This is a genomic window from Acidimicrobiia bacterium (assembly GCA_018057765.1).
Taxonomy (GTDB): Bacteria; Actinomycetota; Acidimicrobiia; order IMCC26256; family JAGPDB01; genus JAGPDB01.
In genome coordinates, this window is record JAGPDB010000014.1 from 1 (window position 1) to 11,879 (window position 11,879).

The window sequence follows — 11,879 nt, forward strand, 5'->3', positions numbered from 1 at the left end:
GTTAAGAAAGCATCCATTCAAGAATTGCCGCACGAATAAATAAACCATTTTCAACTTGTTCCCAAATTAAGCTTCGAGGATCGCTATCAGTTTCGATTGTTAACTCTCCTGTTCGAGGTAGAGGATGCAAAATTAATGCATCTGATTTCATCATAGAAATAGTTTCGTTATTTACTGGTGGATATATATTATGTTCTGTAGATCCCCATCGTTCTTTTTGTGGTCGCAGTACACTTAGTACATCAGCATCTTCAATTACATCGATTAAGGATTTTGATCTAACAACTTTTGCCCCACGACTTTTTAAATCTTGTTCTAACACAAAATCAATTTGCATATCATCATCTGCAACAAAAGTAAATGTAATTCCTTCTCTTGCCAGTAATCGAACTTGGGAATACATTACACGTGAATTAATTAAGTCACCATATGAAACAATATTTTTTATTGAACTCAAATCACGATGTTGACTTATTGTAAAAACATCTAATAAACCTTGAGTAGGATGTTCGTATGCACCAACTCCAGCACTAACTATTGGTTTTGTTACATTATCTCGAATTATATCAATTGTTCCAAATTCTTTACGACGAATAACAATTGCATCACAATATTTTTCAATTACTCGAATTGTATCGACTAGCTGTTCACCCTTTGCGGAACTAGTTGAAGCGGGATCATCAAAGCCAATAGTTTTACACCCAATTCGTTGGGCTGCACTATCAAAAGATAACTTAGTGCGTGTCGAAGGTTCAAAAAATGCGAGACCGACTACAGGAGCATTTTCATAACCTAACTTATAAATATTAGAATTCGAAAAACCTTTAGATTTAAATTCCAATGCTCTTGAAAAAATATCTTTTATCGCACTAGAACTAATATCATCAACGCTCAACAACTGATTCGAAGAATTATTATCACTCACACCATATATATTACCTAAATTCTTATTAAATTTGTCTAGCCAACCTCAAATTTCTTTATTTATAATTCATCGGACATAGAATATAACCATGAAATTACGAAAATTAGGAAATACAGATCTATTAGTATCCGAAATAGGTTTTGGAACTTGGACTATTGCAACGAACTGGTGGGGTCAAGCAGACGATCCATCCGACATGTTAAAAACTGCATTCGACTGTGGAATTAATTTTTATGATACCGCTCCTGCTTATGGTGACAATGGTCTCGGCGAAACAATAATGGCAGATTTCATTAAAGAACATAAAGATGAAATAATTGTTACTACAAAATGTGGCTACGATATTCATGCAGAACGACCGAAAGAACACAGTGAACGACCACACAATTGGTCGCGTAATTCAATAATTTCTCAAACAGAAGATTCTTTAGAACGATTAGGTCTTGAAACTATTGATCTAATGCAATTACATAATATCCGACTTGATGCAGTTGAGAATGATGAACTATTTGAAACACTTGACGACCTTGTTGAGCAGGGAAAAATTCGTTATTATGGAGTTTCACTTGGACCTGCAATTGGCTGGGAAAATGAAGGTATGATCTCCTTAGATAAAAGGAATATTGTTTCACTTCAAACTGTTTATAATGCTCTAGAGCAGGAACCTAGTAAAACGTTTATGAAACATCAAAAGTGTATTGATGGTTCAGTCTCAATGATCTCTCGTGTACCTCACGCAAGTGATTCTCTTTCTGGAAAAGTAACTCGCGAAAATCTAGATGATATGTTTAAAACTGGAGACCACCGTTCATTCAGAGTTAAAGATAACATGCTCGACAATTTAGATAAAGCCGACACACTTTCATATTTGTGGGCACCGGGAACTAATAGAACAATAGGACAAGCAGCTATTGCAGCAATTCTTGCCGAGAAGAAGTTTGCTTGTGTATTACCTACTTGTCTAAATGTCGAAGAGATTCGTGAATATGCAAGTGGTAATGATAATCCTTTAACATCAGATGAAGCTGAAAAATTATGGGCGCTTTTTGACTCTAACTTTGACCATGAAAATCGTTTCGATATGGAAATGCGAAGCTAAAGCTACCAATAAGTAGACATCCATCTCCTAAGTTACTAAGATCGTAATATGGTAAATAAGGATTTGTCAAAAGCAACAACTCGAATGCGCGCACATGATCGTCGTAGACAGCTATTAGATGTTGCAACTAACGTTTTTGCTGAACGCGGTTTTTCGGCGACTATTATGGATGATATAGCTTTTGCTGGTGGTATTACTAAACCAGTTTTATACCAACATTTTGATTCGAAACGTGCTCTTTATATTGCAGTATTAGAAGATGGTGGATCAAGATTAATAGATTCTATATCTATTGCAACAAGAAAAAGTTCAACACTTCGTGAACAAGTCACCTTAGGTTTTGATGCATATTTTAATTTCGTCCGAGACGATGAAGCTGCTTTTAGATTACTATTCACATCAAGTTCAAAAAGTGATACTGATTTTGTTGTTGTAAAAAATAAGGTACTTGAACAATTTTGTGATCATGTTACATCGCTAGTTATTGATCAAATAGAAGATGAAGAGCGTAGACTAATCGCTCACGCAATAATTGGTATGGCAGAATCAGCTGCAAAATATTTCTATCTTAAAGAAATTGATTCTGAAGTTGAAAATATAACAGAAGAACAATTTCGTAAATGGGTAAGCGACCTTGCATGGAAGGGTATGCGCGGTATTAACGAATAATAGGAGTTAAATTAAACTATGTGTTCACCAGAGATTGCACGAGCAACAACTAGTCTCTGAATTTCAGAAGTTCCTTCAAAAATCGTATATATCTTTGCATCACGATGCCATCTCTCAACTGGATAATCACGGGTATAACCATATCCACCTAAAATTTGAATCGCACGATCAGTAACACTCACAGCTACTTCACCAGCTTTTAGTTTTGACATTGAGCCTTGACCAGTATCGAAATGTTTCCCATTTCTAGCCATCCAACAAGCACGCCAAACTAGTAGTCGCGCAGCATCAATTTCAGTCACCATATCAGCCAAAGAAAAAGCAATAGCCTGATTTTGAATTATAGGACGACCAAACTGTACCCTTCCCTTCGCATATTCAAGAGCATATTCATAGGCCGCGCGAGCAATCCCAATTGCTTGAGCACCAACTAACGGACGCGATGCTTCAAATGTACTCATTGCAGCTTGAGTTTTAGAAGATTTACCTTCTTTAGCTTTAGCAATACGAGCATCTAGTTTCTCTTTTCCACCCAATAGCATCGACCCTGGGATACGAACATCATCTAAAACAACTTCTGCAGTGTGGCTAGCTCTAATACCATGTTTTTTGAACTTCTGGCCTTGAGATAAGCCCTTGGTTCCTGGTGGAACAATAAAGCTTGCATGACCGCGTGAGCGCAACTCTGGTTCTACACTGGCTACCACAACATGTATGTCGGCTATTCCACCATTTGTAATCCATGTCTTTGTCCCATTTAATACCCATTCATCTTTTGCTTCGTCATAAACAGCTTTTGTACGAAGTGAACTAACATCAGAACCAGCATCTGGTTCGCTTACACAAAATGCTGCGAGACCTATTTTTTCTTTAGTACCAAAACACTGTGGAATCCATAAAGCAATTTGTTCAGGTGTACCATTTCCCATTATTCCACTAACGCCGAGTGCTGTCCCCATTATCGATAAGCCAATACCAGCATCGCCCCAGAATAATTCTTCCATTGCAATTGGCATGGTGATTCCAGTTTCATCAGTGAAAGCCTGCGCTAAAAATTCCCAAGAATACAATCCTATATTTGCAGCTTCTTGAATTATTTCCCAAGGGGTTTCTTCACGTTCGTCATAATCAGATGCAACTGGACGAATAGTATTCACAGCAAACTCGTGAATCCAATCTTTTATTTGTACTTGATCTTCCGTAAGCTCTACATTAAAACCTGACATTGACACTCCTATTAATACTCATTAAGCGATATCGGTATATTCTAAACGGAAATTAAGTACTTTGTATGCAATTCTCAATCTAGGTTGAGTCTTGGCATAATTTGGCATAAAAAAAGAGACTCGCAAGGAGCCTCTTTAGACATTATATTTTAGCGCTATAAACTATCGTTTTTTAGCAGTAGTTTTCTTTGCAGCAGTTTTACGTGCTGGAGCTTTTTTAGCTGGAGCTTTTTTAGCAACTGCTTTTTTAGCTGGAGCTTTTTTAGCTGGAGCTTTCTTAGCTGGAGCTTTCTTAGCAACTGCTTTTTTAGCAGCTGGTTTCGCAGCAACTTTAGAAGCAGCCATTTTTCCAGTAAGCGCAGCATCTTTGAAAGCTTTCAAAGGTGTGATCTTTGCTTTACGTGAAGCTTTGATTTTTATAGTTTCGCCAGTTGCAGGGTTGCGACCCATACGAGCTTTGCGATCTACGCGAGCAAATTTTGCAAATCCTGGAATTGCAATAGTTTCACCTTTTGCAACGCTTTGCATAATTATTTCGACGATGTGTTGTAACACTTCATCACTTTTCTTTTTTTCTAGTTCAGCACGTTCTGCAATTTCTGCAACGAGTTCTTTTCTATTCACTTTATCCTCCATTTGGTTTAAGTTAGTAATAGCTTTGCACATTATTAACACTAAATGTTGCATTTAACTCTTATTTTATTGATTTTATTTAGATGTTGGTACTTTCAATAGCGTTAAATCTGGAGACAATATTTTCACTATTTGCTTAGGTAGTTGTTTTAGGTCACCTGGCATTTGGGGTTCTGTTATTTCTGACAAGTTAATAGATGAATAAACTGGTGGGGTCTTTGTTTTTGATTTAGGTCTAAAAGAGGCAGCAAATGGCCCAGGTGTAGCACCTTGGCAAGTTAGTACCGATTCTATTTTTTCTATATTTGAGGATCCAAAAGTATTATCTTTAAAACAATTCCCCAAGCTCATTACATTCGGTCGGCCTGAAATAAAATACTGTATATCAATAGCTCCATTGCCGACTAAGTTTTTCTTCTGTTTCCCTATAAAGTTCTCTGATATTTTATTATTCATTGGCAAAAAATCTTTTTGTGAAGTCAAAATTATCCCACCAACTATATGATCAATAATAGAATTACCGACTATAGAATTAGATGTTCCACCAGCAATCACTACCCCATAACCAAAAATATCTGGATTTATATTTGGAGCATCTTCATTATTGTTATTAGAAACAAGATTTGCTGCAATGACAGTATTGCCCTGAAATACTTCTTTATTATTTGAATCATTTAATAGATATATACCTGATTGGTTATTTGTGAATTCATTTTGATAAACATAAAGTTCACTAGCTGAATTTTCTCCTTGAAAACCTAATCCGTTAAAAGTTGCATAGTTATTATCAACATCTATATTGCAAGGCTTACATTGACCAATATAGATACCTGCCTTAGCATTTGCGTAAGTAAATGTATTTTCAATCACACCATTTTTTGCCAATGATGAAGAAATGCCGGAGATACCGTTGCTATTTGCATTTATATATTGGACACTAAAACGTTCTATGGCTGAAGAAATATTGGAAGTCTTTTTTGGGTTTTTAGTGCTTATATTATTTGGATATTCGTAGCCTCCTTGTATTAAAACACCATTATCACGAAATTTCTGTACTGTTAAGTTTTCTATACGTACACCATCGCTAGCGACAATGATTCCATTATCTTGTTCATAACTACCATCAATAATGACACTATTTCTATCAAGGCCTCGCAAAGTTATATCTTTGGTTTTGATGACAATCGATCCTGAATATTTCCCTGGTTCAATCAAGACAAGATCTCCAGGTTTAGATTTATCAATAGCGCTTTGAATCGATTGGCCATTAGTAATAGATAATATTTTTGGTTTTTGTAATACTTTCGAATCTGATGAACATGCATTCAAGCTCAAAAGTAATATCGAAACTATTGCGATAACAAAAAACTTTATATATTTCACATCTGAATTTTAAACCAGTCAGCAGTACTTTTAAGGCTTTAAAAAGTTTATTCTTCTCGTCGATTATTTAGTGTACGAAAGAGTGCAACTTCCTCAAGGAAACGGCCAAAAATTATTGATGGATTCCCAAATAGTTCTGGATGCCACTGGACTCCAACAGCGAACCAATCTGAAGTAGTTTCTATAGCTTCAATTGTCCCATCACTAGCGTAACCACCAATAAGTAGATCTTTACCTAGTTGGTCAATACATTGATGATGTACCGAATTGGAAGTTATTTCATTCGTTGGAAATATTTTATCAAACCAAGTTCCTGAAACAATATCTACTCTGTGCCTGACTGCAGATCTCTCTTCAAATGTCTCTCCTAATATAGGATGGTCAGATCTCTTACCAGCGATATCTTGATTTAAAGAACCGCCTTTAAAAACATTCAGTGCTTGCATACCACGACAAATTCCCAATGTTGGAATTTGCATTTCTTGCGCAGTTTTCAATAGAGCAAAATCACTTTTATCTAAAGCTTCGTGAGGAATTTTTGTATTTTCTCCTAATTCCTGTCCATAATATTTTGGGTCAATATCACGACCACCCGGGACTACAACTCCATCAATCGCTGATAATATAGTTGGCATATCCTCAAGCGAAGATATAGGCATCAATGTCACGATAGCTCCTTGGCTCCGCAATGCATCAATATCAGCTTGATAAACATATTCTCTAAAACGAGGTTCATGTTTAGGAGCAGCATCACTTGAAGGTCGAGTAGCTATTAATATTCTGGGTTTCATGTAAGTCTCTTCGGGCTATTAAGGTAAACTCTCAAGGAGTATTTGCACGTATCTTAGCAATTTTTTTCTGTTTTCGAATAGATAAAACTGTCGGAATTATAAATATTGTTGTAGTTATTATCAATAAAATGCTCGATAGTACGTTTATCTGAGGAGGGATAGCAGTTCTAGATTGACCAAAAACTTGAATAGGGAATGTTTTAACGTCACCACTTACGAATAGAGTAATAATAAAATCATCAAAAGATAAAGCAAAAGATAATAAAAATGCTGCAAAAATACCAGGCAGTGCTAGTGGAAATATTACTTTAAAAAAAGTTTGTCTCCCGTTTGCACCTAAGTCCTTGGCGGCATCTTCTATGGCCCAATCGAAACCTCGTAATCGCGCTTTTACTGTTAATGTTATATAGCTCATGCAAAACATTATGTGTGCAATAAATATTGTTGGCATACCAAAAGGAATTTTTAAAGTATGTCCACCTATTTTATATGTGAAGTCTAAAAATAGTGTTAGGAGTGAAGCACCAAGAACTATTTCTGGTGTAGTAAGCGGCAAAACTAGAAAACCTGCGATTGCACCAGAACCTTTTATTTTCCTTCGCGCTAGAGCAAAAGCTATAAGTGAACCAAGGATCACTGCGATTAGAGAAGAACCCAATGCAATATATATAGATCTATATAGAGAATTATTTAATTCTGGATAATAAAATTTATTAGGCTCTCCGCCCATAATTGTTTTTACCCAATGTTTAGTCGTGAAGCCTTTCCAAACTAAATTAAATTTTGATGAAGGGTCATTAAAGCTAAAAATCAGAATGATTGAAATTGGTATAAATAGATAGATCATTACAAGGGTTCCAGAAATATTAACTCCCCAGCGGCCTAATTTTCCCCCTCTTGATTCAACGTAAGTTTCTTTATCACTCATCCAGCTAAATCCTCTGCATCAAAAATTGAACTGTAAATTATGAATAGAATTACAACAATCAACATAAATATAAAAGAAAGTGCCGATGCTACAGGATAATTACTTTGACGCAAAAATTGGTCTTGTACAACTGTACCTATCATAGATGTTTTTGCTGAACCTAAATAATATGTATTAACAAAATCGCCTGCAGCAGGAATAAAGACTAGAAGACTACCTGCAAAGATTCCTGGTGCAGCCATAGGTAGAATTATCTTTCGAAATGCTATAAATGTATTTGCATATAGATCGCGTGCAACATTCATTAATTTTGGATCGATTTTTTCTAATGCAACGTATAGAGGAAGAATCATGAATGGTAAGAAGTTATATACGAGTCCACCAATTACAGCATATGGTGTTCTTAAAACTTGAAAATCACTAGGCAAAATTGAGATAGTTGCATTAGGTCCAACAAAGTGAGAGAAAATAGGTCCATGTGAGCCAAGAATAGTTTTCCAAGCTAATGTTCTAATTAAGAAACTCGTAAAGAATGGCACCATTACTATGCCCATCCAAAAGTTTTTCCATCGTCCAGCTCTGAAAGCTATTATATATGCGAGTGGGAATGCTAAAAATATTGCAATAATTGTTGCAATGATGGCATAGGTGAAAGATCTTTGAAATTGTGCTCCGTAATCTGTGAATGCAGTCGAATAATTTGACCATTCCCAAGCAAACTTAACGTTTCCAAACCTGGTTGGCCTTACTGAAAGTGATTTAATAAATAAAGAAATTAGAGGTATCAGAAAGAATAAAATTAACCAGATTATTCCAGGAGAAAGCATTGCTACTGGAGCAAATCTTCTTTTTCTTTTTACGGTTTCTTCTACCTCTATATCTTCAGCCATTAATTAGTCTCATCCGGCACCAGTTATTTCAGATGATCTAGCATCGAATTCTTCTTCATCTTTTTCACTAAGTGATGCAAAGATATTTAGACTTTCTAAAAATTCATCTGATGGATTTACTAATGGGTTATCTGCAAGTTTTGCAGCTTCTCCACCAAGTTTTCTTAATTCTTCACCTACACCTTTTACAGGTGAAATAAATTGAACTTCCTGAACCCATTTAGCACTAACTACTGGATCATAAAAATAGTTAATAAATTCTGTGGCCAAACCTGGTTTATCCGAAGAAATAGGGATCATGAAGTTATCCGATGCATTTGTTCCACCTGATTCTGGAACATAAAAACGAACGTCAGGGTTATCTATGGTAATTTGGGCAACGTCGCCGGCCCAAGCGAAACATGCAGCTAGGTTACCGCCACTTAAATCTGTAACATATTCATTTCCATTTATACCACTAATTTTCCCTGAATCAATGTAATTCTTCAAATCATCAAAGACTGGGCCGAATTCTTTCATGCCTGAATTTTCAATATCAATTCCTTTTGCCAAACCAATAATTCCAATTGTATCTCTCATCTCTGAAAGTACAGTTTTTGTACCCGAAACAGCTAAGAAATCATCAAAGGTCTTAAGTTCTTTTCCTGTCTGTGCAATATTATAAGCAATACCGGCAGGTACTGACGCCCATGGTGCTGAATATTTACGAGTTTTATCAAAACTAGGCGAAGCCAAATTTGAAGTTAGATTTTTCTTATTAGGAAATTTAGAATCATCTAGTGGTTGTGCCCATTTAACTTGATTTATAATGCGGTTAGCCATCCAGTCAGTTAACATAAATCCGTCGCGGTTAATAGATTCATTGCGATTTAGTACTGGTTGGATTTTTGCAAAATATTCACTGTTATCATTTATATCTTCAATGTATGTGAGTTTTATTCCGGTATCTTTTTCAAAATCTTTTTTTAATTGATCTGAAATATATGACGTCCAGTTCGAAATAGTTACCGATTTAGCTTTACTAGAAGAACCACTAGAGCATGCTGCGAGAATTGCAGGAGATATTGCTAGCGTACCACCAATAATTCCAATGGATTTTAAGAAATCTCTACGATTTACTTGTAATCCGCTTGATACTTCTTTTTTTTCGTTTGTCATTATTCCCCCATTATCATTTTGTTTATATTTATTTCTTGAATGCTCTGACTACCTTTTGATCACATGTCAATCGCAATGGTGAACCTACTAGCTGTTCATCCAAATTATCCACCCAATCAACATATGCAAATAATTCTTGACCATTTGGCCCAATGAGTGAATATCGCGACTGTGCACCTTCAAATGTATGTGAACTTACTGTGCATTCTAAATAATTACTATCTGGTTTAGATGCTGAATTTTCAGGAAACAGAACAACTCTTTCCGGTCTTATCATTATTGTTACATCATCGCCAACTTTTAAATCATCTGGAGTTGATTCTGACTGGATTTGATTATCTCCAACAGCGATGGTTAAAACACCGCCATTATCTTTTGTAACTTTTCCTTCTATTAAATTTGCATCACCAATAAAACTTGCAACAAATTGAGTACTTGGATGATTATAGATCTCTTCAGGAGTACCTATTTGTTCGACGCGACCTTGGCTCATGACAGCAATACGATCACTCATTGTTAAGGCTTCATGTTGGTCATGGGTAACAAAAATGAACGTTATACCGACTTCACGTTGAATTCGTTTAAGTTCAAGTTGCATATTTTGACGTAATTTTAAGTCAAGAGCAGCTAATGGCTCATCTAACAATAGTGCTTTAGGCATATTTACCAGGGCTCTGGCCAATGCAACTCTTTGTTGTTGACCACCACTTAATTGCGCTGGTTTTCGATCTGCAAATTGTTCCAGTTTTACTATTTCTAGCATTTTCATTGCACGCTTTTTAGCTTCGCCTTTTTTTACACCTTTTATTGTTGGTCCAAACATTACATTTTTGAGTACAGACATATGAGGGAATAATGCATATTGTTGAAATACTGTATTCACATCTCGTTTAAATGGAGGTGTTCTTGATACATCTTCGCCTTCTAAAAGCACCCGGCCTTTAGTCGGCAAGTCAAAACCTGCAATCATTCGAAGTGTTGTTGTTTTACCACAACCAGATGGTCCAAGCATCGAGAAAAATTCACCTTTTTTTATTTCAAAATTGGCATTTTCCACGGCAACATATTTTTCAAAAATCTTTGATACATTATCTAATTTGATAACAGAGTCAACTGACTCTTCTGGTGATTTGGAATCCACGACTAAATCATATACCTAATGTTGTCCAATATGGTGGAATTAGAGGATTGTATCAATATTTATAAGGTATAAAAACATTTTTCATACGGCGAGTTGAATATATCTAAACTTCTAACCTAAATTAAACGTATGGAAAATATTTCGCAAGATGCAAAACCTCACGATCTTTCAGATCAAAGCCCATGGGAATCATTTAAAAAATCAGCATTTAGACTCGAATCATTACCAGAATACCGTGTTGATTATGAAGCTAAAGATTACGCTGACTATCTAGCTGGCAAAGATGTAGATATTACAAATAATGATGGCATGATAAAATGGTGTGATTTAGTTAAATCTAAAATTGCTGTTGGAGCAAGAATGGACCGCGCCCGTATTGTTTGTAACCCTTCGACTGACTATCTACGATTTGAAATGACACATGCCTACGAGATGACTACGAAAGCTGGTGAAGTTATTAGACTTATTAGTGAAGATGATTTTGATCTTACGTGTGACGATAATGAGCTAGATGTAATTTTTAACCGCTGGGGTGCCATTGATTTTTGGTTATTAGATGAAAATCATCTATTAATTATGGACTATGACGACGATGGAACATATATTGGAATTAATGAATCAAAAGATGAAGAAGATTTGCGTGATGCAATTAAAATCCGTGACGCAGTAATGCGCATTAACCATTTTGTAGAGATTTGATATGGACAATATAGATAAACAAGATAAAATAGTCAAACTTTCACATAGTGAGATCGTTGAATTGTTGAAAAATTCTGAACTTGATGGTTTTCGTCATAATGATGCATCTATTTCTAAAATATATCGATTTGATACTTTTACAAAGGCAATAAATTTTATGTTTAAAGTATCTGAATTTTGTGAAGAAATAGACCACCACCCTAATTGGACAAATATATATAATCGTGTTGAAGTTGATTTATCTACCCACGATATTTTAGGTGTGAGCGAAAAAGATTTAGAACTAGCTAAGGTAATGAATAAAGTCGCAAAATCTATTAACTAAGCATATAATAAT

13 protein-coding genes are annotated in these 11,879 nt (G+C 35.5%); 4 read left to right on the top strand and 9 right to left on the bottom strand.

The window, feature by feature from the left end; translation table 11 throughout:
• Position 1 precedes the first annotated feature (1 nt).
• Positions 2–925, bottom strand: coding sequence for a hypothetical protein (locus KBF89_05650; GenBank protein ID MBP9115813.1), 924 nt, complete (start codon positions 923–925; stop codon positions 2–4).
• An 88-nt stretch (positions 926–1,013) separates the two neighbouring features.
• On the opposite strand from KBF89_05650, the gene KBF89_05655 reads away from it, so the two are divergent.
• Together KBF89_05655 and KBF89_05660 are read left to right on the top strand one after the other, a co-directional pair.
• Positions 1,014–2,024, top strand: a complete 1,011-nt coding sequence (locus tag KBF89_05655; protein MBP9115814.1) for an aldo/keto reductase — start codon at positions 1,014–1,016, stop codon at positions 2,022–2,024.
• Between the two features lie 48 nt (positions 2,025–2,072).
• On the top strand, positions 2,073–2,693 hold the full coding sequence (locus KBF89_05660) for a TetR/AcrR family transcriptional regulator (GenBank protein ID MBP9115815.1): 621 nt from the start codon (positions 2,073–2,075) through the stop codon (positions 2,691–2,693).
• Positions 2,694–2,704: 11 nt separating this feature from the next.
• Here the strand turns inward: KBF89_05660 and KBF89_05665 are convergent, their stop codons facing one another.
• From KBF89_05665 to KBF89_05700, 8 genes are all read right to left on the bottom strand, one after another.
• Entirely contained in the window at positions 2,705–3,919 is a 1,215-nt protein-coding gene (locus KBF89_05665) for an acyl-CoA dehydrogenase family protein (GenBank protein ID MBP9115816.1), read from the bottom strand.
• A gap of 162 nt (positions 3,920–4,081) precedes the next feature.
• On the bottom strand, positions 4,082–4,555 hold the full coding sequence (locus tag KBF89_05670; GenBank protein ID MBP9115817.1) for an HU family DNA-binding protein: 474 nt from the start codon (positions 4,553–4,555) through the stop codon (positions 4,082–4,084).
• A 72-nt stretch (positions 4,556–4,627) separates the two neighbouring features.
• Positions 4,628–5,935, bottom strand: a complete 1,308-nt coding sequence (locus tag KBF89_05675) for a right-handed parallel beta-helix repeat-containing protein (protein ID MBP9115818.1) — start codon at positions 5,933–5,935, stop codon at positions 4,628–4,630.
• Positions 5,936–5,982: 47 nt separating this feature from the next.
• Positions 5,983–6,726 (bottom strand): gamma-glutamyl-gamma-aminobutyrate hydrolase family protein, encoded by a 744-nt coding sequence (locus tag KBF89_05680; protein ID MBP9115819.1) that lies wholly within the window; start codon positions 6,724–6,726, stop codon positions 5,983–5,985.
• 31 nt (positions 6,727–6,757) lie between these two features.
• The gene (locus tag KBF89_05685; protein ID MBP9115820.1) at positions 6,758–7,654 is read right to left on the bottom strand and encodes an ABC transporter permease; all 897 of its coding nucleotides are present in this window, start codon (positions 7,652–7,654) and stop codon (positions 6,758–6,760) included.
• Complete coding sequence (locus tag KBF89_05690) at positions 7,651–8,481, bottom strand: ABC transporter permease (GenBank protein MBP9115821.1); 831 nt, start codon at positions 8,479–8,481, stop codon at positions 7,651–7,653. The genes KBF89_05685 and KBF89_05690 overlap by 4 nt, the downstream gene beginning before the upstream one ends.
• Positions 8,482–8,553: 72 nt before the next feature.
• Positions 8,554–9,702: a spermidine/putrescine ABC transporter substrate-binding protein gene (locus tag KBF89_05695; protein MBP9115822.1), complete on the bottom strand. Its 1,149-nt coding sequence runs from the start codon at positions 9,700–9,702 to the stop codon at positions 8,554–8,556.
• Between the two features lie 28 nt (positions 9,703–9,730).
• Positions 9,731–10,759 carry an ABC transporter ATP-binding protein gene (locus KBF89_05700; protein ID MBP9115823.1) on the bottom strand — a complete coding sequence of 343 codons (1,029 nt, stop codon included), beginning with the start codon at positions 10,757–10,759 and terminating at the stop codon, positions 9,731–9,733.
• Positions 10,760–10,972: 213 nt separating this feature from the next.
• Between KBF89_05700 and KBF89_05705 the strand changes: the two genes are divergently transcribed.
• Positions 10,973–11,542 (top strand): hypothetical protein, encoded by a 570-nt coding sequence (locus tag KBF89_05705; GenBank protein MBP9115824.1) that lies wholly within the window; start codon positions 10,973–10,975, stop codon positions 11,540–11,542.
• A 1-nt stretch (position 11,543) separates the two neighbouring features.
• Complete coding sequence (locus KBF89_05710) at positions 11,544–11,867, top strand: 4a-hydroxytetrahydrobiopterin dehydratase (GenBank protein MBP9115825.1); 324 nt, start codon at positions 11,544–11,546, stop codon at positions 11,865–11,867.
• The last annotated feature ends 12 nt before the right edge of the window (positions 11,868–11,879 follow it).